This window comes from Mycolicibacterium sp. XJ1819 (genome assembly GCF_053483675.1).
In genome coordinates this window covers 25,781-47,500 of record NZ_JBEFST010000022.1, presented here as the reverse complement: position 1 = coordinate 47,500, position 21,720 = coordinate 25,781, and the positions used below count along the sequence as shown (strand labels likewise).

The 21,720-nt window shown below is 65.4% G+C and carries 20 protein-coding genes; 6 read left to right on the top strand and 14 right to left on the bottom strand.

Going from position 1 to position 21,720, the window contains the following annotated elements; translation table 11 throughout:
- Positions 1-28 precede the first annotated feature (28 nt).
- Genes ABQE89_RS22140 through ABQE89_RS22100 form a run of 9 tightly spaced genes read right to left on the bottom strand, consistent with a single transcriptional unit; the run spans position 29 to position 8,676 of the window.
- Positions 29-706, bottom strand: coding sequence for a hypothetical protein (locus ABQE89_RS22140; RefSeq protein ID WP_448420613.1), 678 nt, complete (start codon positions 704-706; stop codon positions 29-31).
- A gap of 52 nt (positions 707-758) precedes the next feature.
- The gene (locus tag ABQE89_RS22135; protein ID WP_448420611.1) at positions 759-1,706 is read right to left on the bottom strand and encodes an MlaD family protein; all 948 of its coding nucleotides are present in this window, start codon (positions 1,704-1,706) and stop codon (positions 759-761) included.
- Positions 1,703-2,698 (bottom strand): MlaD family protein, encoded by a 996-nt coding sequence (locus ABQE89_RS22130; RefSeq protein WP_448420609.1) that lies wholly within the window; start codon positions 2,696-2,698, stop codon positions 1,703-1,705. Before ABQE89_RS22130 ends, ABQE89_RS22135 begins: the two co-directional genes overlap by 4 nt.
- Positions 2,695-3,813: an MlaD family protein gene (locus ABQE89_RS22125; protein ID WP_448420739.1), complete on the bottom strand. Its 1,119-nt coding sequence runs from the start codon at positions 3,811-3,813 to the stop codon at positions 2,695-2,697. The genes ABQE89_RS22130 and ABQE89_RS22125 overlap by 4 nt, the downstream gene beginning before the upstream one ends.
- Positions 3,813-4,775, bottom strand: coding sequence for an MlaD family protein (locus ABQE89_RS22120; RefSeq protein WP_448420607.1), 963 nt, complete (start codon positions 4,773-4,775; stop codon positions 3,813-3,815). The genes ABQE89_RS22125 and ABQE89_RS22120 overlap by 1 nt, the downstream gene beginning before the upstream one ends.
- Complete coding sequence (locus ABQE89_RS22115) at positions 4,772-5,776, bottom strand: MlaD family protein (protein ID WP_448420737.1); 1,005 nt, start codon at positions 5,774-5,776, stop codon at positions 4,772-4,774. Before ABQE89_RS22115 ends, ABQE89_RS22120 begins: the two co-directional genes overlap by 4 nt.
- Positions 5,776-6,882, bottom strand: coding sequence for an MlaD family protein (locus tag ABQE89_RS22110; protein WP_448420605.1), 1,107 nt, complete (start codon positions 6,880-6,882; stop codon positions 5,776-5,778). Before ABQE89_RS22110 ends, ABQE89_RS22115 begins: the two co-directional genes overlap by 1 nt.
- A gap of 46 nt (positions 6,883-6,928) precedes the next feature.
- A complete protein-coding gene (locus ABQE89_RS22105; protein ID WP_448420735.1) occupies positions 6,929-7,735 on the bottom strand; it encodes an MlaE family ABC transporter permease in 807 nt (268 codons plus the stop codon).
- A gap of 38 nt (positions 7,736-7,773) precedes the next feature.
- Positions 7,774-8,676, bottom strand: coding sequence for an ABC transporter permease (locus ABQE89_RS22100; protein ID WP_448420603.1), 903 nt, complete (start codon positions 8,674-8,676; stop codon positions 7,774-7,776).
- Between the two features lie 414 nt (positions 8,677-9,090).
- Here ABQE89_RS22100 and ABQE89_RS22095 point away from each other — a divergent pair, with 414 nt between their 5' ends.
- A complete protein-coding gene (locus ABQE89_RS22095) occupies positions 9,091-9,570 on the top strand; it encodes a hypothetical protein (RefSeq protein ID WP_448420601.1) in 480 nt (159 codons plus the stop codon).
- Here the strand turns inward: ABQE89_RS22095 and ABQE89_RS22090 are convergent.
- Together ABQE89_RS22090 and ABQE89_RS22085 are read right to left on the bottom strand one after the other, a co-directional pair.
- A complete protein-coding gene (locus ABQE89_RS22090) occupies positions 9,567-11,375 on the bottom strand; it encodes a fatty acyl-AMP ligase (RefSeq protein ID WP_448420599.1) in 1,809 nt (602 codons plus the stop codon). The two genes, ABQE89_RS22095 and ABQE89_RS22090, sit on opposite strands and share 4 nt — an antisense overlap.
- A gap of 136 nt (positions 11,376-11,511) precedes the next feature.
- Positions 11,512-13,116 carry an adenylate/guanylate cyclase domain-containing protein gene (locus ABQE89_RS22085; protein ID WP_448420597.1) on the bottom strand — a complete coding sequence of 535 codons (1,605 nt, stop codon included), beginning with the start codon at positions 13,114-13,116 and terminating at the stop codon, positions 11,512-11,514.
- A 46-nt stretch (positions 13,117-13,162) separates the two neighbouring features.
- On the opposite strand from ABQE89_RS22085, the gene nucS reads away from it, so the two are divergent.
- Together nucS and ABQE89_RS22075 are read left to right on the top strand one after the other, a co-directional pair.
- Entirely contained in the window at positions 13,163-13,834 is a 672-nt protein-coding gene (gene nucS, locus ABQE89_RS22080) for an endonuclease NucS (protein WP_448420595.1), read from the top strand.
- Positions 13,834-14,133, top strand: coding sequence for an Rv1322 family protein (locus ABQE89_RS22075; RefSeq protein ID WP_448420593.1), 300 nt, complete (start codon positions 13,834-13,836; stop codon positions 14,131-14,133). Before nucS ends, ABQE89_RS22075 begins: the two co-directional genes overlap by 1 nt.
- A 4-nt stretch (positions 14,134-14,137) precedes the next feature.
- On the opposite strand, the gene mce is transcribed toward ABQE89_RS22075, so the two are convergent.
- On the bottom strand, positions 14,138-14,614 hold the full coding sequence (mce, locus tag ABQE89_RS22070; RefSeq protein ID WP_448420591.1) for a methylmalonyl-CoA epimerase: 477 nt from the start codon (positions 14,612-14,614) through the stop codon (positions 14,138-14,140).
- 81 nt (positions 14,615-14,695) lie between these two features.
- Here mce and ABQE89_RS22065 point away from each other — a divergent pair, with 81 nt between their 5' ends.
- From ABQE89_RS22065 to ABQE89_RS22055, 3 genes are read left to right on the top strand one after another with little or no spacing between them, the layout of a single operon-like run.
- On the top strand, positions 14,696-15,877 hold the full coding sequence (locus tag ABQE89_RS22065) for an acetyl-CoA C-acetyltransferase (RefSeq protein ID WP_448420589.1): 1,182 nt from the start codon (positions 14,696-14,698) through the stop codon (positions 15,875-15,877).
- Positions 15,878-15,922: 45 nt separating this feature from the next.
- Positions 15,923-16,315 (top strand): DUF3817 domain-containing protein, encoded by a 393-nt coding sequence (locus ABQE89_RS22060; protein WP_448420587.1) that lies wholly within the window; start codon positions 15,923-15,925, stop codon positions 16,313-16,315.
- 4 nt (positions 16,316-16,319) lie between these two features.
- Positions 16,320-17,213 carry a tetratricopeptide repeat protein gene (locus tag ABQE89_RS22055; RefSeq protein ID WP_448420585.1) on the top strand — a complete coding sequence of 298 codons (894 nt, stop codon included), beginning with the start codon at positions 16,320-16,322 and terminating at the stop codon, positions 17,211-17,213.
- Between the two features lie 51 nt (positions 17,214-17,264).
- Here ABQE89_RS22055 and glgB read toward each other — a convergent pair whose 3' ends face one another.
- Complete coding sequence (gene glgB, locus ABQE89_RS22050; protein WP_448420583.1) at positions 17,265-19,481, bottom strand: 1,4-alpha-glucan branching protein GlgB; 2,217 nt, start codon at positions 19,479-19,481, stop codon at positions 17,265-17,267.
- A 4-nt stretch (positions 19,482-19,485) separates the two neighbouring features.
- On the bottom strand, positions 19,486-21,576 hold the full coding sequence (locus tag ABQE89_RS22045; protein WP_448420581.1) for an alpha-1,4-glucan--maltose-1-phosphate maltosyltransferase: 2,091 nt from the start codon (positions 21,574-21,576) through the stop codon (positions 19,486-19,488).
- Positions 21,577-21,720 lie beyond the last annotated feature (144 nt).

Genomic DNA, 21,720 nt, shown 5'->3' with positions numbered 1-21,720 from the left:
GTTGTCTCTTTCCCGAAGGTCAACACGCTCATCTCGGCCCTACGACCGAGCCGACCCCGCCGACATCGGTGATCTGCCAATTGTTTCCGCTGTCAATCGTGATGCTGTATGTCGCAGTGGACTGCAGAGCGTCGGGCGCCTGCACTGTCTTGGTTTGAACGCTGACGAAACAGTCGACCACAAAAGTCCCATCCGTATTTGATCGAACCTTGGCCACCAGCGGTTCGGCTGTCGAAGTCCATTGCAGAGGAACCACGATCTGCTCCATGGACTCCGCCGCGTCGCTCAATTTGCCATTGAGCTCCGGGCTGGTTCCCTCGACGAGCGCAACCTTCCACGAGTCGAGGTCGTTGAAATCCATCGTCGCGGCCTTGACGGCGTAATCGAGGGCCGTCTTCTCGGCGCGCGCGCTGTCGGCTGCCTCGAGGGCCTGCGCGTCGAGTTGGCGCTGCGCACCGATGTAGAGCCAGGCCATGACTGCCACCGCACCCGCCATCAGGACGATCACCGCCCCGAACACCAGGCCGCGAATGCCGATATGGATGGACCGGCGCCCGCGGGGTGATGGCGTGTCGTCAATCGCATCCTCGATCGGCGGGTGGGCCGACTCCGCAAGTTCGGGCTCGACCCGATCCGCGGCCCGTGGCTCGGACGGCTCCATCTCGGCCGCAGCTGATTTTGCCGTGCTGATGGTCTTATTCGTCATAGCCGTTCCTTTCCGATTGCGCTTCACCGGCGGCAGCTCCGCCGGCCAGCCTCTAGGGAGGGGTTACACGCAGCGTGATTGCCCCGTCGGGTGGTACCGCAGCTAGTAGGTTGTCCAGAATCTGGCCGGTGTCGAAGTTCATCAGTGCCGCGGAGATGGCGTTCAGTTTCGGCAGCATCGCCTCGCCCAACAGTTTGAGGTCGCCCCCGGAGGTGTCCAGGAACGCCTGGATTCGAGCGACAAGGTTGTTGAGGTTGTTGATGTTCTCCGGTTCACCGCGGTGCAGAAACGCCGGGATACCTTTGAACATGTCCTGAGACCACTTGAACGTCTCCACCAGTGAAGGCGTAAGCCCCTCGAGTACGGGGCCGACCCACTCGGCGCGCACGAGCACCGCTTGGAAGTTGTCGAGCAGCACGCGCCCCCGACCGCGCATGTCCGCTGCAGCATTCCTCACCAGCGTGCTGGTGCGCGACAGGTTGGGCAGAACCGCGACCGGGTCAGGCAGTGCCGAATCAAGCTCGCCGATAATGCGTTCCAATGCCCCGACGTCGAGCTGACCGAGCACCCTCACGACGCTTGTCGCCAGCTCCGACACCGACGGGGGCTGTGTGATCGTTTCCGTGGCGATGCGCTGCCCGTCTTGCAGCATCGGTCCACTCTCGCTACGGGGTATCAGCGCGATGTAGGACTCACCGAGCGCGGACAAGTTCTCGATTCGAACGTCACTGTCGACGGGAATTCGGTAGCGGCCGTCAACCCAGAAGTCGATAGTCGCGGCCTGGGCGGTCGTGCTGGTGTCACTGACCTTGCCGACCGGCGCCCCCCGCAGCAATACGTTTGACCCGACCACCACACTGTTGATGTCGGGTACGTCCATGGACAAATTGGTGCGTTCGGCGGGTGGACTGATTCGGAGTCCGAGAGTTCCGAAGTAACCGAGCACGGACACGATGATCAGAGCGAAGGCGCCGAACGACACGACATCACGCAACCTCACGGCATTGCTCCCAACATCCGGAGGACGTCTTGCACGTTGCCCGACAGCTCCCGCCCGTCGGGGCCCACGATTGAGGTGATGTTGATCGCGGGGTACTTGTCTTGCGGAATGAAGAAGTCCGTGAACAGCCGCCGGTACCGCGGAATCTCCTCTTCGAAATTGATTTTCGACTGCTGAACCGCTCCGACGGTGTCCGCCATCGAATTCAGGAAGGGGACCAGCCAGAACCCACCGGCTGCGACACTGCCCACTCCGGGAAGCAGTCTGCTGATCGTGTTCGCGGGGATGATGATGCGCTCGAGACTCAACTGTCCTCGTGGGGAGAACAAGAGGTCCACCTGCGGAATGCGGCTCTGCAAGACATCGCCCATGTGGGATACGCCATCGAGCAGCCGGTCGACCTGTTCGATGTTCTCTGACAGGTCTGAGAGGTCGTCGACGACGCGGGACGTGAGTCGGCGCACCTCGTCGCTTGGCGGTGTCTGCCGATTGATACGGATCACGGTGTTCTGTGCGCGCTGAATGGATCCACTGGCGACGAAGTTCGCGAGGCTCGCAATGGTGTCTTCCAGCTGAGGTGGAGACGTTGTCTGGGCTAACGGGATTCGCCCGTTCGGGTCCAACGGCGGTGCGGGTGGGCCGGCATGCATCGGGCTCTCGATGGCCACGTAGATGTCACCCAGCACGGTGGCCTGCTCCAAGACCACCTGGGCGTCGGAGGGCACCGCGACATCCGATCCGATGCGCGCGGTGACATCGACATGGCCACTCGTGGTGTTCACCCCCGAGACGACTCCAACCGTCACACCGTTCAACTCGACCTTTGCGCGGTCGGGAAGATTGAGGGCATTTTCGAACTCGAGGACGATGTCGTATCCGTCGCGATAGGAATTGCCGGGCTGCGGAAGCGAGTTGACGTCCAGCGATGCACACGACGGGAGGGCGACAACGCCGGTGATCATCATGGCGGAAAGGCCGATTCGGAGTCTCATCGGTTCGCTGCCTCCGTCAGTACGTACTGCAGCAAGGCGACATCGACTGCGTACGGCGTTCCGGCCACGTTCGCGCAACTGCCAGGCGTCGCCGCGTTCATGACCCCGCACTGCCACCAACCATCGGGGGTGCGGATGCGGTACAGAGGCGGGCGGTAACGGATGGTAAATGCCGCGGCACCCGAGTTCCCCCGGCTCTCAACAAAGTTGGCTGCGCCGTTGATCAATCGGGGCGCCACGTTCAGAAGGCTCGCATAGAACGGCGCGCGCGGGGTTATCTTGCGCACGACAACAGTCACCGCGTCGAGCGTCTGCTGAAACTCGCCACCGAGTTCCGTTTCGAGATCCGCGGCCATGGTGATCAGCGGAATTATCCCGTGGAACAGCTTGTCAGCGCCCAAAACGGTCGCCGTGATGTCTGGCCCGACTTGCTCCAAATCCTCCAGCGTGCGTTTGAGTGTCGGCTCGATCGCCCTGACTGTTGACGTCAATTGAGCGAGGTTCTTCGCGATGGAGCCGAGGTCGCCGACAGCTTGATCGGGAGAATCGAGCAGCGCCGACGTCTTGGTGAGCAACGCGTCGATGTCAGCGCCCTGGGCACTGAGTGCTTGGTCGACCCCGCTGACGACATCACCGATGTTGGTCGACCCTTCGGGGTTGATCGCATTGATGAAGTTCGTCGACGCCCCGATGACCTGAGACAAGCTCTTCGGGGTAAAGGATCTTTCGAGAGGGATGCAGCCGTCAGCCGGTAGTTGGGCTCCGCCGTCGTAGTTCCCGACGAGTTCCAGCGAACGGTCGGCGAGAAGTGAGTCCGACCTGATGACCGCCTTGACATCACCCGGAAGCAGTCGGGGCTCGTCCATGGTGAAACCCACACGGACATTGAGGCTTTCAGGCGTGATGCTGGTGACTTTGCCGATCTGCAGGCCCATCTGAGTGACCGGGTTGTCGACATACAGGCCCACCGTGTCGGGCATGACCGCGCAGTACTCGGCCTGCCGTGATTGGCTGCTGATGCTCGGGGTACACGCGGCGCATGGGCTGACCAAGGCCGCTGTGGCCAGTAGAACCGCCGCTGACCGAGGGGCCCGGTCCAACCGTGGCGCGCCCATCAGCACGGGCTCCCGGGCACCGGGATACACAGGTCGGTGGCCAGCAGTGCTGGCCGCGCGTTCTGCGCGTCGAGGATCCGGTCAAACAAGTTCTGCATCCGCTGCAAAACACGCACAGTGGCCCCGTTGCGCTCCACGAACAGCCGGACTTTGTGTTGATACTGCCGGACCTTCTCGACGAATTCGACCCGATGGGCTTCGTAGGCAGTAGCAACCGGTAAGAGCGACAGCAGTGCCTCGCCCAGCCCGTCGATTTGGGCCACCAGTCCCTTGCTGTAGAGCACCAGGGTCTGCGAAACGATCGAGATCTTGCGCACCAACTCCGCAATTTCCTCGCGATGATCGCTGAGCGCCCTGATGTACTCATCGGACACGTCTAGGACCGCGCTGATCTGACCGCGTTGCTTCTCGATTGTCGAGATGATCGAGTTGCCGGCATCGATGGTCGCGGAAAGCGTTTCGACGTTTGCGCCGGTGAGCCCCCGCTGTATGTCGTCGAGCGATTCATTGATCGGCTTGGGGTTGACGTTCTCGGTCACTTTCGTCGTATTGGTCAGGGCTTCCATGAGGTTGTAGGGCATCGTCACGCGCTCCAGCGGGATGGGCTCGGCTCCCAGCGGGACATCGCCGATAGACGTGACGTTCACGTAGTAGCCGCCGACCACAGTGAGCATGCGGACGTCGACTTGTGACTGGTCGCCCACGAACGCGTCGTCGCGAAGGCGGAGTTGTACCCGCACCCGGTCCGGCTCCAATGCAAGGTCTTGAACCGTGCCCACCTTGATACCCGCCATTCGCACTTCGTCTCCGACGTGGATCGATGCGGCATCGGTGGAGTAGAAGGTCACCATATTGCTGTGCCCCAAGGGGTTGTAATAGATGTAGGTCAGCACGAGCGCGGTGACGGCCGCGAACACGATCGCACCGACGCCGAATGTGAGCGGGTGCCGGAAGATCTTCATCGGTTGCACAGCACCACCCGTCGGCCATTGAGCAATACATCCATTTGCTCCGGCAGCTGAGCTGGGCCACGGGTGCACGGCTGGGGTGCGCCTTCGGCACTCGGCGGCGGAACGTTTTCATACATGACCGGCACCAGCTCGAATGCCTCGAAGAGATTGTCCAGATTGCTGAACGCGCGATCTAGAGCGCCGTCGATGCTGATCCCCGGCTTGAGGCCCGCGTTATGCAGCAGGCGTACCGTCGGATCGAAGAACCCCTCGCCGTAGAGCCATGCCTTGCGAAGCTCGTCGCGGACTTTGAGAATCGAGTCGACCGGTTGTTCCACCAGATCTATCAAGTGGATCAGCTGCCTGGATTTACCATCGATGGTGTCGGCCACGTCTTTGAGGTTGTGCATCAACGCCGCCAACACTTCCTGGCGGTTCGAAACGAACTCGGTGAGCTTTCGGAGGCTTTCCAGCAGCGGCGCCAGTCCGTTCCCATCGCCGGACAGGAATGACGCGGCGTTTGCGGTGAAGGTGTCTATCTCCTCGGGGCTCAGCGTCGCGAGCACGGGCTGCAGCCCATTGAAGAGTGCGGTGATGTCAAACGACGGTTGCGTCATGCTGGTTGGCACATCGGTCACCACATCGTGCACCGAATAGCCCTCGGCCGGGTTCAACACATCCAGGTACCGAACCCCGGTCAGGGCCTGGTATTTGATGGCGATCCTGGTACGTGGCACGACACCGTATCGCTTGTCGAGGGTCAGTTTGACCTCGGCGACGTTTTGTCCGTCGCGGCGCGAAAGCTCAATGGACTCCACCTTGCCCACACGAATTCCGCGAACACGCACGTCACCGTCGACATGTAGCCCGGACGCGTCGGTGAACTTCGCGGTGTAGGTGTGCGTGCGCGTCGCCACGGGATTGATGAGGATGTTCGCCAACATGATGAGGAGCACGAGCGCCACGCCGGTGCTGATCGCGAGTCGCCAGAGCGCGGACAGCGGTTTCATCATCATGATCCGGCGCCCTCCGGGACGCTAGGAGGTGCCGGCGCGGCGGGAATCCCCAAGGGTGCCGCCACGCCGGGGAGACTGTCCAAAAGAATCCGGACCTGAAGCGCACGCTGTTCGGAGTTCCCGGCGTACAGCGTCTCGAACCGAGACCGCATCTCCGCCAGAGTTTGTGCGAGATCGTCAGGCCGCAGCAGAGCGGGGACGGTGTCGGTCACCGATTTGAGTCCGTCGATCGTGGGTAACAAGTCGTCGACGTGGCTTGATTCGAGCTTGCCCACGGCGGCAAACAGCCCCTCCGACGCAAGATCGAGGTACTCCTTCATCACACCGTTGATGTAGTCCTCGGATTCGTCCGCATAATCCTTGATCGACGTCTCATCCATGAATGGTGGCGCGACCTTGGGGCCGGACGTTGCGGGGTTCGGCGTCGACGAGCGTTCGGGATAGTAATCAAAGTCGGCATGGCGCGCGGCGCCGTCGATGAGCGCCTGGGTGAGCGGCGGTAACGACGCGATTGACGATGCGGTGTTCGCAAGGAGGTGCGCCGTCGATGCTGTCTGCACATCGGCCAGCGCCGTCGTGGTGATCACCATGGTCTCGATCAAGGGGTTGAGGCCGTCTGTGTATTGCGTCGCCCGATCGACGACCTTGATCAGCTGTGGGGTCAACGCGGCCTCGGACACAGAGCCAAGTTGGGACAGCAACTCCGAAAGGGTGAAGTTCCCCTTCGGCACCACATGGATCTGGCTTCCGTCGCGCAACGGTTGACCATCCGGACTCGGGATGATGTTCACACCCGAGACACCGAAATAATTGATCGGCCGGAAATCGATCTGCATGGTATCGGTCAGGCCGGCGACCGGTTCTTTGTGCAGGGCGGCGACGAGTCGAACCTGGTCGTCAGACAAGGAGGTCACGTCCGTGATCTGACCTACTTCGACCCCGTGCAAGACCACTGCGGTGCCCTGCTCGACGCCCTGGCCCACATATGGAGTCTGGATCGACACGGCCATCCGGTCGGGTGCTCGACCCGCGAGGGGATTGAGCACCGCAAGGATTACGGCGAAGATGGCAAAGAGCACGACGGCGGCGCCGATCAGCTCCAAGGTCCGGCTTTGAGATTCTTCTGACCCTCTCAACATGGTGGCCCCATCACCCCTTGAACACGTACTCGGGTTGCAGCCCCCACAGCATCACGGTGGTGCTGAGGTCGAGGACCATGATCGTGACGAGGCTGGCGCGCACCGCGCGCCCGGATGCTTGCCCAACGCCAACCGGTCCACCAGAGGCGAAATAACCGTAGTAACAATGGATAAGCGTCGCTGCCATGCAATAGATCGCAGCCTTGAGGACGGAGTAGGTCAGATCAGTCGGTGTCAAGAACTGAACGAAGTAGTGGTCGTAGGTACCGCCAGGTTCGTTGTGGAACACGGTGACCACGGTGTCCAAGACGAAGAAAGTGGTCACCAGCGTCAGGAGATATCCTGGTATGACACAGAGCATCCCGCCGATCAGCCGGGTACCGACGACGAACGGAATCGGTCGCAGGCCCATCGCGTCGAGCGCATCGATCTCATCGGAGATGCGCATCGCGCCGATTTCGGCAGTCATTCTGGTGCCGGCCTGCGCTGTGAACGCGATCCCGGCCACCAACGGACCGATCACGCGCACGGCGGTGATGCCGCCCAGGAGCCCGGCCAATCCTTCGAAGCCGATGATGTTGAGGACGGCGAGCGCCTCGATGGCCACCGAAGCGCCGACAGCCATGCCGAGAATCAGGAGTACACTGACGGTGCCACCGTCGACGATGAGCGAGCCTCGGCCCCAGGCGAGATTGAACGTCGCCCGCAGTGTTTCCCGGCGGTATCGCCGGACCGTCAATGGCAGGTACCAGAACGTCTGGCAGATGAACAACACCCACTGCCCGATGCCGCGCAGTGGCGTGCGGACCACCCGCATCGACACCACGCGAGTGTGCAGGAGCGCGGAGGGAGCCATTACGCGATCGCCATCGGAAAGAACATCGACTGAATCTGGGTAACCGCGAGATTCGCGAAAACGATGCAGACGACATTGATTACGACAGCTGCGCTCACACCGTCGGCGACACCGCGCGGGCCGCCCTTCGCCTCCATGCCTCGTAGCGACGAAACGATCGCCACGATGGTGGCAAAGACGACGGTCTTTGATATGGCGAACCATACGTCCGTCATTTTTGCGAAGGTCCCGAATGACATCCAAAAGCTGCCGGGGGCCACATCATTGACCGCGATCGAGAGAATGAATGCGGCCGCGGTACCCGCAGCGATGATCAGGATGCACAAGATCGGGGCTATCAACACCAGTGCCACAAACCGCGGTACCACCAGGCGGCGGACCGGGTCTATGCCGAGCACACGCATCGCGTCGAGCTCCTCGCGTATTGCACGCGCGCCGAAGTCAGAAGCGATGGCAGACGCTGCCGCCCCACCCATCAGGAACCCGGCGGTGATGGGTGCGCCCTGCCGAATAACGCCGACTCCACTGGCCGCACCGAGAAGCGCCGTTGCCCCGACTTGAGCGACCAATCCGGAGGTCACGACGGTTATCATGGCGCCGAACGGAATAGCCATCAGCAGCGCCGGCGTTGCGGTCACCTTCAGTAGTACCCATGACTGCCAAAGGACCTCAGACATCGGCAGGCGCAACGACAGGGTGTCGGTGACCGTGTAGCGCAGCACATCGATGGCTAATCGGATGCCGCGACCGGTCGTGCCGACAGCTCGTACGGGGATCTCACTGGTTCGCAATCCCGCCCGACCTGCCGTGGCCAGGGCCGGGGTCAACACTCTGCGCGGGCCGACGTTATCGACGCGAGCGGACACCCGATGCCCCTGACTCGCTGTCGCGCGGGTGTACATCGCTCCATCGCAAGGAAATGGGCCGGCGCACCACGGCCTTGAGGTGGTTGGCTACATGCACGGTCGGAGAGTAGGACGCGGCGACTGCCGCGTGCCTCCGTACAAGTACTGAGCGCGATCCAACGCGGCTTCAGAAGAACCGCTGCATGGGCTTTCGGTGTCCGCCGAATCCGCTCAGAGTCGAAGCAGGCATCTCGACGAGCGGTGTGCCGTGGCGATGACGCACTCGGCCTGCCGCGGCGTCACACACTGATCTCGCAGTCACCGGCGGAGCGCGACCCCGGCCTGTCGAGCGCGACCCGAGAGGCCGTGCTGTCGGCGATCACATCCGCCCAATCTCGGTGATCTAACGATCTCGTCAATATTCGAGGTCGGCTCTGGCCCGCCGCTGCCGGTCGTGGTGTCGTGGACACGATGTCGACTCTGCGACGACATGTCGTGTGCTGGATGGCCGGGGCGGCGGCGATGTCCGTGCCGGCCGCGCTGCCGTCGGCCCACGCTGCGCCAGCGGTGGACGCTCACGGCTACGTCGACTCCACTGCGCGGTGCACCCCGCCAAGCCACGTGGTGGTCTTCGGCAGCACCGCGACCTCGCGCGTGGCGATCTGCGAGTCCTCGGACGGGCGATACGAGTACCGCGGCGTGCGGGTGCGCGACGGCGCCACGCTCATCGCGGCCGCCGCCGAGGACGACGACGGCGGCTTCGTCGTCGACAACAACGGAATCACCTACACCTTGACGCCGGCCGAACTGGTGATCAGCACGGGGACCCGGATCATCCGCGAGGAGCCGATGGTGGATTTCCATCGTTCACAGACTCCCGACCCCGACCCCGCCCCGTCGACGCCGCTGCCGCCACCGTTGCCCGCCGAGGTGGGGCACACCGACAACTAACCGGCCAGATACTCCTCGCGGCAAGCGCGGCGCGCGAGCTTGCCGCTTGTCGTGCGCGGGATCGAACCGGCTGGTACGAAACGGATGTCGGCCACCTCGAGGCCGTGGCGGTTGGACACCGCGGTGCGGATCGCGTCGACGGCGGACGCCGGATCGTCGCGCCGGGTGCCCGAGGCGCGCTCGGCGACAATCACCAGACGCTCACCCGTGTCGGCGGGCACCGAGAACGCCGCGGCATAACCACTGCGCACCATCGTTGATGCCTCCGCGGCCGTGGCCTCGATGTCGTGCGGATAATGCTGGCGGCCGTCGATCACGATGAGGTCCGCACGCCGCCCGGTGATGTACAGCTCACCGTCGAGGTACACACCGAGGTCTCCGGTCCGCAGCCAGGTCGCCTCGGCGGGTGCGCCCGCGGCGTGGCTGCCGGCCTCGAGGCGGGTTCGTAGGCCGGCGTCGAAGGTCTGGCGGGATTCGTCCGGTCGCCGCCAGTACTGACGGGCAATGTTGTTGCCGTGCAACCAGATCTCGCCGACTCGACCGTCGGGCAGTTCGGTGTGGCGGTCAGGGTCGACGATCACCGCCCACTGGCTGCGCGCCACCTGTCCGCACGAGACATGGGTGACTGCGTCGTCTGCGTGGGCGGCCACCCGCACGGCGTCCCCCGCGGCGAGCCGACGACGATCGAGATGGATCGCGGTGGGTTTCGCGTCGGGCGCGATCGTCGACACGAACAACGTCGCCTCGGCGATACCGTACGACGGTTTGATCGCCGTCGGCGGCAAACCGTAGGGCGCGAACGCCTCGTGGAAGCGGGTGATGGCCGCCATGCTGACCGGTTCCGAGCCGATGATCATCACGACGTTGCGCAGGTCGACATCCTCACCGGCGGCGGGTAATCCGCGCTGCGCGGTGTATTCGTAGGCGAAGTTGGGCGCCGCGGTGACCACGCGCCCGACCCGTGACCCCGCGGCCAGGGCGGCAATCCAGCGCTGGGGCCTGCGAATGAACGCCGTCGGGGCCATGAGCGTCGAATGGCCGCCGTACACCGCCGGGAAGCCGATCATCGACAAGCCCATGTCGTGATACAGCGGCAGCCAACTGACCCCGTGGGTGTTTCGGTCCAACAGGTCGATCGACAGGATCATCTGCAGCAGGTTGGTACCCACCGCCCGGTGGGTGATCTCCACGCCGACCGGCGGGCGGGTCGAACCCGAGGTGTACTGCAGATGGGAGACGTCGTCGACGTCGATGTCGACCGGCGCGAAAGCGTCTCCGGCAGCGTCGGGTATCTCGTCGATGGTGACGATGCGCGGGTCCGGTTTCAGCGTGCGGCCAGCCAGGAACGCGCGCACGGTGTCGGCCGCCGCAGATGTCGTGAGGATCACCGTCGGACGGGCGTCGCGCAGGGCGGTCTCGAGACGTTCGGCGTGGCCCTGAAGTTCGGGGACGAACAACGGCACCGCGATCATCCCGGCCTTGACCGCTCCGAAGTGCCCGGTGACGTAGTCGAGGCCCTGTGGCGCCAAAATCGCCGCCCGGTCGCCCGGCGACCCGATTCGCTGCACACTCGCGGCGACAGCCCTCATCTGGCGGCCGAGTTCGGTCCACGTGATCTCGTCGGCACGGCCGTCCGCCGAACCGGCGTAGTCCAGATAGCGGTATGCGACGTTGTCGCCGACATGGGCGATATTGCGGTCGATCAGTGACAACAGCGTCGTGCCCGGTGGCAGCACGATGCCGCCGTCCGCGTCGAGGCAGTCCTCGATCCGCAGCAGTCCCTCGGGGGCCGTCGTCTCACGCACATCCCCGAGTGTAGTTAGCGTGACGGTCAGTATCACTTACTTTGAGGAGGCTGTGACGCAACCGACAGCCGCCGGCGAACGGTGTTATACCCGGCTTCCACGGCAACTGGATCCCGACGGTCGAGACCGTCCGGCCTTAAGCCGGCAGCGCCAGTCGGGTCGGCACGTTGTGGCCGCGCAGCGTGACCTCATCCCCGAATCTCCAATGCGCACGCTCGGATTCGGTCGCGTTGTTGACGGTATCCGAGGACGCCAGCAGTCGCCCAGGTGTGGTCTTGGCCAGTTCGCACAGCCGGGCGGCTTCGTTGACCGGTTCGCCGATCACGGTGTACTCGAATCGCTCCCTGGCACCGACATTGCCCGCCACGACGTCACCGGAGGCCACGCCGATGCCGGCCTTGCATTCGGGTACCTCGACACCCAGATGTTCGGCGATGGCCCGGGCGGCCCGCAGAGCTTCGTCCTCCGGGTGATCCAGGCGGTTCGGGGCGCCGAACACCGCCAACGCTCCGTCGCCCTCGAACTTGTTCACATAGCCGTGGTGGCGGTCGACCTCCTCGACGACCACCGCGAAGAAGCGGTTCAGGAGGTTGACCACCTCGGTGGCCGGGCAGCTGGTGACCAATTTCGTCGACCCGATGATGTCGATGAAAAGCACGGCGGCGCGGCGTTCTTCGCCACCCAGCTCGACCCGTTGCGCCTCGGCCGCGGCCGCCACCTCGCGGCCGACGTGGCGGCCGAACAGATCGCGCAGCCGTTCGCGTTCCCGCAGCCCCTTGACCATCGAGTTGAAGCCCCGCTGCAACTCACCGAGTTCGGTCCCGTCGAACACCACCAGCTTGCAGTTGAAGTCGCCGGTCTCGACGCGCTGCAGTGCGGTGCGCACCATCCGCACCGGGGTGGCGGTCAACCACGACAAGATCCACATCAGCAGGAAGCCGAACACCAGGGCGATGATCGCGAGAATCGCCACGGCAAAGGCGAACTGCGTCAGGGTGAGGTTGCGTAGCGCCAGTTCCAGCACGGCGGCCAGCAGGATGCCGAACACCGGCACCCCCGAACCGAGCAGCCACACGGTCATCGTGCGGCCGACCACGCCGCCGGCCAGTCGCCGTGGCGGCCTGCCCGCCTCGAGCGCCTGCGCGGCGACCGGACGCAGCGCAAACTCGGTGACCAGATAGCAACACGTCGACACCACGATCCCGCTGAAGCTGATGCCCAGTGCGACCTTGGGGATGAACGCCGTGTCGACCACCCCGAAACAGGTGGTGATGAGCACGGTGCCCACGCCCCACAGCGCGAGCAGCACCCGGGTCATCCGCCACGGCGCGAAGAACGTGTTGCGCTGGTCCTGCTGGGTCGGGGCGCGCTCCTCGATCGCCCAGCGCACATTGCGGATCACCCGGCGGGTGGCCCACACGACGCCGACGACCAGCGCGGTGGCGATATACGCCGGCACCACGATCAGCGAGACCCAACGCACGTGGGGTGCGAAGACGCTCGGCACCGGGAACGCGACCGTGAGAATAAGCGCCGCCACCGCGATCCCGATGAGATTCACCCCCAGCACGAAGGTGGTCAGGATGACCTGAATGCGGACGCGTCGGCGCCTCTGGCTCTCGGACACGCGGCCCAGTAGCCATGACCCGTACTCAGGGGTATCGGGCAGTCGGCTGCTTTGTCGGGTCACCGTTTCCAGCACCCGGCCCAACCGTTGCGCGACGCTCTTGTCGGCGTTCATCGTGGCCTCAGCCTAGAACGCGGGCCACGGCCCTAAGGTTGGTCGGGTGCGTCTAGTGATCGCCCAATGCACCGTGGACTACATCGGGCGGCTGACCGCCCATCTGCCCTCGGCGCGGCGGCTGCTGCTGATCAAGGCCGACGGATCGGTCAGCGTGCATGCCGACGACCGCGCCTACAAACCACTGAACTGGATGAGCCCACCGTGCCATCTGACCGAAAATCTCGACGGCCCGACGCCGGTGTGGGTGGTGGAGAACAAGGCCGGTGAGCAACTGCGGATCACCGTCGAGCACATCGAGCACGACTCCAGCCACGACCTTGGTGTCGACCCGGGGCTGGTCAAGGACGGCGTGGAGGCCCACCTGCAGGCGCTTCTGGCCGAACACGTGGAACTGCTCGGCGAGGGTTACACCCTGGTGCGGCGCGAGTACATGACCGCCATCGGCCCGGTGGATCTGCTGTGCCGCGACGAGAACGGCCGCTCGGTGGCCGTGGAGATCAAGCGCCGCGGGGAGATCGACGGGGTGGAGCAGTTGACCCGCTACCTCGAACTGCTCAACCGTGACACGCTGCTCGCACCTGTCGCCGGGATCTTCGCCGCCCAGCAGATCAAACCCCAGGCGCGCACCCTGGCCACCGACCGCGGGATCCGTTGTGTGACGTTGGACTACGACCGGATGCGCGGGATGGACAGCGACGAGTACCGGCTTTTCTGATGGCTCGGTCGCCGCGGCGCGGGAAGGGGACGCGGCGTCGACCGCCGGCGCTGCCCGCACCGCGCAGGATCGAACCGGGGCCGGACGGCTACGAGTACGAAGTCCGAGCGATCGCCGCGGCGCGCGCCGTCAAGATCTACCGCTGTCCGGGGTGCGACCATGAGATCCGTTTGGGCACAGCCCACTTGGTGGTATGGCGGGCCGATGGTGGCGAACATGCCGTCGACGACCGGCGTCACTGGCACACACCGTGCTGGGCGCATCGCCAGACCAGGGGCCCGACGCGGAAGTGGTCGTGAAGATTCAGTGAGCGGTGTCGTCGGCCGGCTCGACGAGCTCGACCAGCACACCGCCGGCGTCCTTGGGATGGATGAAGTTGATGCGAGAGTTCGCGGTGCCGCGGCGCGGCGCGTCGTACAACAACCGCGCGCCCTGCTCGCGCAGCCGCTCGGAGAGCGTGTCGAGGTCGCTGGTGCGGTAGGCGAGCTGCTGCAGACCGGGGCCGCGCTTGTCGATGAACTTGGCGATTGTCGAGGTCTCGTCGAGTGGAGCCATCAGCTGGATCTGCGCGCTGCCGACCGGTGCGCCGCGCACCGACAGCATGGCCTCACGCACGCCCTGGTCCTCGTTGACCTCTTCGTGCAGCACGATCATGCCGAGGTGGTCGTGATACCACTTGATGGCCGCGTCGAGATCGGGGACCGCGATGCCGACATGGTCGATTGCTGTCACCAACGCGCTTGCAAGGACAGGACGGGCGTCAACCTGATCGGCGGTCATAACGTAACGGTAACCTGACGACAAACATCGCGCTTCGCCGATCCCCAAGATCGGCGATCACCCAGCCCCCCGGAGGTAGGAATGACGACATCGGTGATCGTTGCTGGAGCCCGGACGCCGATCGGCAAACTGATGGGCTCGCTGAAGGACTTCTCCGGCAGTGACCTGGGCGCGATCGCCATCGCCGGCGCCCTGGAGAAGGCCAAGGTGCCGGCCTCGGCCGTCGAGTACGTGATCATGGGCCAGGTCCTCACCGCCGGTGCCGGGCAGATGCCCGCGCGGCAGGCCGCGGTCGCCGCGGGCATCGGCTGGGATGTGCCGTCGCTGACCATCAACAAAATGTGTCTGTCCGGCATCGACGCGATCGCCCTGGCCGATCAGCTGATCCGCGCGGGCGAGTTCGACGTCGTCGTCGCGGGGGGCCAGGAGTCGATGACCAAGGCGCCGCACCTGCTGATGGACAGCCGCGGGGGCTACAAGTACGGCGACGTCACGGTGCTCGACCACCTCGCCTACGACGGCCTGCACGACGTGTTCACCGACCAGCCGATGGGTGCGCTCACCGAGCAGCGCAACGAGGCCGACAAGTTCACCCGCACCGAGCAGGACGAGTTTGCTGCGCGGTCACATCAAAAGGCCGCCGCAGCATGGAAAGACGGCGTCTTCGCCGACGAGGTCGTGCCGGTGAAGATCCCGCAACGCAAGGGTGACCCGGTGGAGTTCAACGAGGACGAGGGCATCCGCGCCAACACCACCGTCGAGTCGCTGGCCGGCCTCAAACCGGCGTTCCGCAAGGACGGCACCATCACCGCGGGGTCCGCGTCGCAGATCTCCGACGGCGCCGCCGCGGTGGTGGTGATGAACAAGGAAAAGGCCCAGCAGCTGGGGCTGAGTTGGCTGTGCGAGATCGGTGCGCACGGCGTGGTGGCAGGCCCGGACTCCACCCTGCAGTCACAGCCCGCCAACGCCATCAAGAAAGCCATTGCCCGGGAAGGTATTTCGGTCGAGCAACTCGACGTCGTCGAGATCAACGAGGCGTTCTCCGCGGTGGCACTGGCCTCGACGAGGGAATTGGGCGTCGACCCGGAGAAGGTCAACGTCAACGGCGGAGCGATCGCCGTCGGACATCCGATCGGGATGTCGGGCGCGCGCATCACCCTGCACGCCGCGCTTGAACTGGCACGACGCGGTTCGGGCTACGCGGTGGCCGCACTGTGCGGCGCCGGCGGGCAGGGCGACGCCCTGGTGTTGCGCGCCGGATAACGCGTCTACGACGCCGTGTAGTAATCGGCGCGGCGTTCGGGCACAATGGCCGCCATGACAAGCGCTGTGGATCTGCGGTCGGTCACTGGGTGGTTCCGCCTGGTCGCCCTCTTGGAGGCGGTGAGCTGGGTTGGTCTGCTTGCCGGGATGTATTTCAAGTACCTGGCCGGCTCGAAAACCGAGGTCGGCGTCAAGATCTTCGGCATGGCTCACGGGCTGGTCTTCGTGGCGTTCGTGGGGCTCGGACTGCTGGCGGGGATGGCGCTCAGATGGGGCACCGGCACATGGTTGCTGGCGTTGCTGGGCAGCATCGTGCCGCTGGGTAGTGTGATTTTCCTCATATGGGCCGACCGAACCGGTCGGATGGGGGTTTCCGGTGCCGCTGCCGTGGTGGCGCGACCGGGGCGGCGGGCAGCCGACACGACGTGCCAAACTTGAAAGCGTGACTCGTCCACGTCCTGTCGCAGCGTCCATGGCTGGCGCGGTTGATCTGTCGGCGCTCAAGCAACGGCCCTCCACCGGCGACGGCGGCGGGCAGGGCCCGTCCGGCGGTGTGGAGATCACCGAGGCCAATCTCGAGGCCGAGGTTCTCGTCCGGTCCAGCCAGGTTCCCGTCGTCGTGCTGTTGTGGTCGCCGCGCAGCGACGCCAGCGTCCAGTTGGGCGACGCGCTGGGTGCCCTCGCGGCCCAGGACGGCGGTAAATGGGCGCTGGGCACGGTGAACGTCGACGTCACACCGCGGGTCGCGCAGATGTTCGGCGTGCAGGCGATCCCTACCGTGGTGGCGCTCGCCGGCGGTCAGCCCATTTCGAGTTTCCAGGGCATGCAGCCGCCCGAGCAGCTACGCCAGTGGATCGACTCGTTGCTCAACGCGACCGCGGGCAAGCTCAGCGGCGGCGGCGAGGAGGGTGAGGACGCCCAGCAGGTGGATCCCGAGGTGGCGCAGGCACGCGCGCACCTCGACGCGGGTGACTTCGCGGCCGCCCGGTCGGCGTATCAGGCGATCCTGGACGCGCGGCCCAACCATCCCGAGGCCACCGGCGCCATCCGCCAGATCGACTTCCTGCAGCGCGCCACGGCCCACCGGCCCGATGCGGTGGCGGTCGCCGACGCCGCACCCGGCGATATCGACGCCGCATTCGCCGCGGCCGACGTGGAGATCCTGCAGCAGAACATCGCGGCGGCCTTCGATCGGCTCATCGCGTTGGTCAAGACCACCTCCGGCGATGACCGCACCACGGTCCGCACCCGGCTGATCGAGTTGTTCGACCTGTTCGATCCCGCCGACCCCGAGGTGATCGCCGGCCGGCGCAAGCTGGCCAACGCCCTGTACTGAGTTCCGCGAGCAGACGCAAAAGGCGCCGACACGCCGGGGAGATGGCGGACCTTACGTCTGCTCGCGCTGGAATTCGAACCACAGCGCCGCCAGCGGCGGCAGCACCATCACCGCCGATGCCGGACGTCCGTGCCAGGGCTCGTCGGTCGCCTCGACGGCCCCGAAGTTGCCGATGCCCGAGCCGTTGTAGATGTCGGCGTCGGTGTTGAGCACCTCGCGCCAGGTACCCGCATGCGGCAGTCCCAGGCGATAGCGAGTGTGCTCGGCGCCGGAGAAGTTGAACACGCACGCCAGCACCGAACCGTCGTCGCCGAACCGCAGGAAACTCAACACGTTGTTGGCCGAGTCGTTGGCGTCGATCCAGGAATACCCCTCGGGGCGGGTGTCCTGTGACCACAGCGCGCGCCGGCTGAGATAGATGTCGTTGATGTCGCGCATCATCCGCTGGATGCCCGTCGAGTAGCTGTTCTCGTCGAGTTGGTACCAGTCGACGCCGCGCTCCTCGGACCACTCGGCGCGCTGACCGAACTCCTGGCCCATGAACAGCAGTTGTTTACCCGGGTGGGCCCACTGATAGGCCAGCAGGCCGCGTAACCCCGCGGCCTTGACGTGGTCATTGCCGGGCATCCTGCTCCACAGCGTGCCCTTACCGTGCACCACCTCGTCGTGGCTGATCGGCAGCACGTAGTTCTCGCTGAACGCGTAGAGCATCGAGAACGTGATCTCGTGATGGTGGTAGCTGCGGTGGATGGGGTCGCGTTTGACGAACTCCAGCGTGTCGTTCATCCAGCCCATGTTCCACTTCATCGAGAAGCCCAGGCCGCCAAGGTTTGTCGGGCGGGTCACGCCCGGCCACGAGGTGGACTCCTCGGCGATGGTCACGATGCCCGGTGCCAGTTTGTGCACCGTGGCGTTCATCTCCTGCAGGAACTGCACGGCTTCCAGGTTCTCCCGGCCCCCGTAGATGTTCGGTGTCCAGCCGCCCTCCGGGCGCGAGTAGTCCAGGTAGAGCATCGAGGCCACCGCGTCCACGCGCAACCCGTCGATGTGGAATTCCTGGAGCCAGTACAGCGCGTTGGCGACCAGGAAGTTACGCACCTCGGCCCGGCCGAAGTCGAATACGTAGGTGCCCCAGTCGAGTTGCTCGCCGCGGCGGGGGTCGGAGTGCTCGTAGAGAGCGGTCCCGTCGAACCGGCCCAACGCCCAGGCGTCCTTCGGGAAGTGGGCGGGCACCCAGTCCATGATCACGCCGATGCCGGCTTGATGAAGGGTGTCCACCAGATACCGGAACTCGTCGGGGGTGCCCAACCGTGACGTCGGCGCGTAGTACGACGTCACCTGGTAGCCCCAGGATCCGCCGAAGGGGTGTTCGGCCACCGGCATCAGCTCGACGTGGGTGAAGCCCTGAGCCACCACATACTCGGTGAGCTGTTCGGCCAGTTCGCGGTAGCTCAGCCCGGGCCGCCACGACATCAGGTGCACCTCGTAGGTGCTCATCGGTTCGAACACCGGGTTCTGCTCGGCGCGTCGGGCCATCCAGTCCTGGTCGCGCCAGCGGTAGTCGCTCTTGGTGACCTTGGACGCCGTCTGCGGGGGCACCTCGGTGGCGAACGCCATCGGGTCGGCACGGTCGCTGACCGAACCGTCGGCACCGTGCACCCGGAACTTGTACAGACCGCCGATCTCGAAACCCGGCCAGAACAGCTCCCACACGCCGGTCGACCCGAGCGCGCGCAGTTGGGCCTCGGTGCCGTCCCAGTGGTTGAAGTCACCGATCAGGCTGACGCCCTTGGCGTTGGGCGCCCACACCGCGAACGACACCCCGTCGACGACGCCGTCGGGTGTGGTGAAGCGGCGCGGGTGCGCACCGAGGATCTCCCACAGCCGCTCGTGGCGACCCTCGGCGAACAGATGCAGGTCGATCTCGCCGAGCGTCGGCAAAAACCGGTAGGCGTCGGCGACGGTGTGCACGACCGGCGCGTCCGCGCCGGGGTAGTGGATCTCGAGCCGGTAGTCCAGCAGATCGGTGAACGGCAGCGCGACCGCGAACAGGCCGGCCTCGACGTGCTCGAAGGCATACCGTTCGCCGCCGACCAGCGCCACCACCTCCAATGCGTGCGGCCGATAGGCCCGCAACACAGTGTGGTCGTCGTACTCGTGAGCACCGAGGATCGCGTGCGGATCGTGGTGCTCGCCGGCCAGCAGCCGGTTGAGGTCGGCGGTATGCGGCCGCAGATGCGGACTGGTGCGGTGGTTGATCTGCGTCATCTCGTCACTCCCTGCGTAGCAGGATCGGTCGTTGGTCGGCAGGCACCTGAGGCATGTTCAGCACATGAGCCACCGCGTTGGCGGGATCAAGCCGAACGTAATTTGCTGCACCCCATTGGTATTCGTCTCCGGTGATCTCGTCGCGCACCCAGAAGCGGTCGTAGGGTTCCATGCCCAGTGCGGCCATGTCGAGCCACAGCGTGGCCTCCTCGGGGCCGAACGGGTTGAGCGTGACCACCACCAGCACCTGGTCACCGGTGGCCGGGTCGAACTTGCTGTAGGCCAGCAGCGCGTCGTTGTCGGGGTGGTGGAACTTGATGGTGCGCAGTTGGTGCAGGGCGGGATGCACGCGGCGGATCTCGTTGAGCCGGGTCAGCAGCGGCTCGAGGGATTCCCCGTCGGTCAACGCGGCCTCGAAATCGCGCGGCCGCAACTCATACTTCTCGGAATTGAGGTATTCCTCGCTGCCCTCTCGCACCGCGCGGTGCTCGAAGAGTTCATAGCCCGAGTACACGCCCCACGCCGAACTCATCGTGGCCGCCAGCACGGCGCGGATCGCGAACATGCCCGGGCCGCCGTGTTGCAGGCTCTCGTGCAGGATGTCGGGGGTGTTGACGAACAGATTCGGGCGCGCGTAGTCGGCGTGCTCGGCGATCTCTTTGCCGAACTCGGTGAGCTCCCACTTCGACGTGCGCCACGTGAAATACGTGTAGGACTGGGTGAATCCGAGTTTGGCCAGGCCGTACAGGCGAGCAGGCCGGGTGAACGCCTCCGAGAGGAACAGCACATCGGGGTCTTCGTTCTTGACCTCGCCGATCAACCACGCCCAGAAATCCGGTGGTTTGGTGTGCGGGTTGTCGACCCGGAAAATCTTGACGCCGTGGGAGATCCAGTACCGCACCACCCGAAGCACCTCTTGGTACAGACCCGCGGGGTCATTGTCGAAATTGAGCGGATAGATGTCCTGGTATTTCTTGGGCGGGTTCTCGGCGTAGGCGATCGTGCCGTCGGGCAGCACGGTGAACCACTCCGGATGTTCGCGTGCCCACGGGTGGTCGGGTGCGCACTGCAGAGCGAGATCGAGCGCCACCTCCATGCCGTGGTCGCTGGTGGCGGCGACGAAGTCGTCGAAGTCGTCGATGGTGCCCAGTTGCGGATGCACCGCGTCGTGGCCGCCCTCGTCGCTGCCGATGGCCCACGGCGAGCCCACGTCGCCGGGTGCGGCGGTCACCGAGTTGTTGCGGCCCTTGCGGTGCACCTTGCCGATCGGGTGGATGGGCGGCAGGTACACCACGTCGAAACCCATCTCGGCGATGCGCGCGAGCGCCTTGGTGGCGGTGGCGAACGTGCCGTGCACCGGATTGCCTGACTTGTCCCAGCCGCCGGTCGACCTCGGGAACATCTCGTACCACGCGCCGAACCGGGCCAGCGGCCGATCCACCCACACGCCGTACTGCTCGCCGCGGGTGACCAGCTCACGCAGCGGATACTCGGCGAGCAGGTCGGACACCTCCGGTGAGAGCGCCAGGCCCGCGCGGCCGAACGGATCGCCGGGCTCGCGCAACCGCGCCGCCGCCTCGATCAGCGGGGCGCGCCGCTGCCGGGGCACGCCGGTGGCCGCCCGCTCCAGCAGCCCGGCGCCGACCAACAGGTCGTTGGACAATTCGACCTCACCCTGTCCGGCGTCGAGTTTGGTGGTCACCGCATGGCGCCAGGTGGCGATGGGGTCGCCCCAGCCGTCCACGCGAAACGTCCACAGCCCCACGCTGTCGGGACTGAACTGGCCGTGGAACACATCGGGAGCCGTGCCCGGGGCCATCGGCAGCAGCTGGGGTTTGATGCGCCCGGACGTGGCGACCACCTGCTGGATGGGGACCGGTCGCGGCGCGGCGGTCGACAGCTCGGGCGGCCCCTCTGCCAGCCGCGGATAGGTCGACCCGTGATACCGCACCACCAGGGTGGCGGCGACGCCGTCGTGACCCTCGCGCCACACCGTGGCCCGCACCGGGACGATCTCGCCGACCACGGCCTTGGCCGGGAACCGCCCTCCGGACACCGCGGGTGCGACGTCATCGATGACGATCCGACCGACCACCCCACTGCTCCTCACACCTCGGCGCGGCCGCTCGGGCCGCTGTGCCTGAATTTCTGCCTCGTCGCGCCCTATACCCACCGTAGTGCGCGGCCAAATCAGGCGGAGGTCAAGCGGTGCGCTCAGGGTGCGGGGGTACCAGCGAAG

Bases quoted from the DNA above. Each gene is read 5' to 3' on its own strand.
- ABQE89_RS22065 (WP_448420589.1), top strand. From the start codon at position 14,696: ATGACGACATCGGTGATCGTTGCTGGAGCCCGGACGCCGATCGGCAAA.
- ABQE89_RS22120 (WP_448420607.1), bottom strand. From the start codon at position 4,775: ATGAAGATCTTCCGGCACCCGCTCACATTCGGCGTCGGTGCGATCGTG.
- ABQE89_RS22100 (WP_448420603.1), bottom strand. From the start codon at position 8,676: ATGTACACCCGCGCGACAGCGAGTCAGGGGCATCGGGTGTCCGCTCGC.
- ABQE89_RS22095 (WP_448420601.1), top strand. From the start codon at position 9,091: ATGTCGACTCTGCGACGACATGTCGTGTGCTGGATGGCCGGGGCGGCG.
- ABQE89_RS22130 (WP_448420609.1), bottom strand. From the start codon at position 2,698: ATGAGACTCCGAATCGGCCTTTCCGCCATGATGATCACCGGCGTTGTC.
- ABQE89_RS22125 (WP_448420739.1), bottom strand. From the start codon at position 3,813: ATGGGCGCGCCACGGTTGGACCGGGCCCCTCGGTCAGCGGCGGTTCTA.
- glgB (WP_448420583.1), bottom strand. From the start codon at position 19,481: ATGACGCAGATCAACCACCGCACCAGTCCGCATCTGCGGCCGCATACC.
- mce (WP_448420591.1), bottom strand. From the start codon at position 14,614: ATGACCGCCGATCAGGTTGACGCCCGTCCTGTCCTTGCAAGCGCGTTG.
- ABQE89_RS22105 (WP_448420735.1), bottom strand. From the start codon at position 7,735: ATGCGGGTGGTCCGCACGCCACTGCGCGGCATCGGGCAGTGGGTGTTG.
- ABQE89_RS22115 (WP_448420737.1), bottom strand. From the start codon at position 5,776: ATGATGAAACCGCTGTCCGCGCTCTGGCGACTCGCGATCAGCACCGGC.
- ABQE89_RS22140 (WP_448420613.1), bottom strand. From the start codon at position 706: ATGACGAATAAGACCATCAGCACGGCAAAATCAGCTGCGGCCGAGATG.
- ABQE89_RS22085 (WP_448420597.1), bottom strand. From the start codon at position 13,116: ATGAACGCCGACAAGAGCGTCGCGCAACGGTTGGGCCGGGTGCTGGAA.
- ABQE89_RS22075 (WP_448420593.1), top strand. From the start codon at position 13,834: ATGGCTCGGTCGCCGCGGCGCGGGAAGGGGACGCGGCGTCGACCGCCG.
- ABQE89_RS22060 (WP_448420587.1), top strand. From the start codon at position 15,923: ATGGCCGCCATGACAAGCGCTGTGGATCTGCGGTCGGTCACTGGGTGG.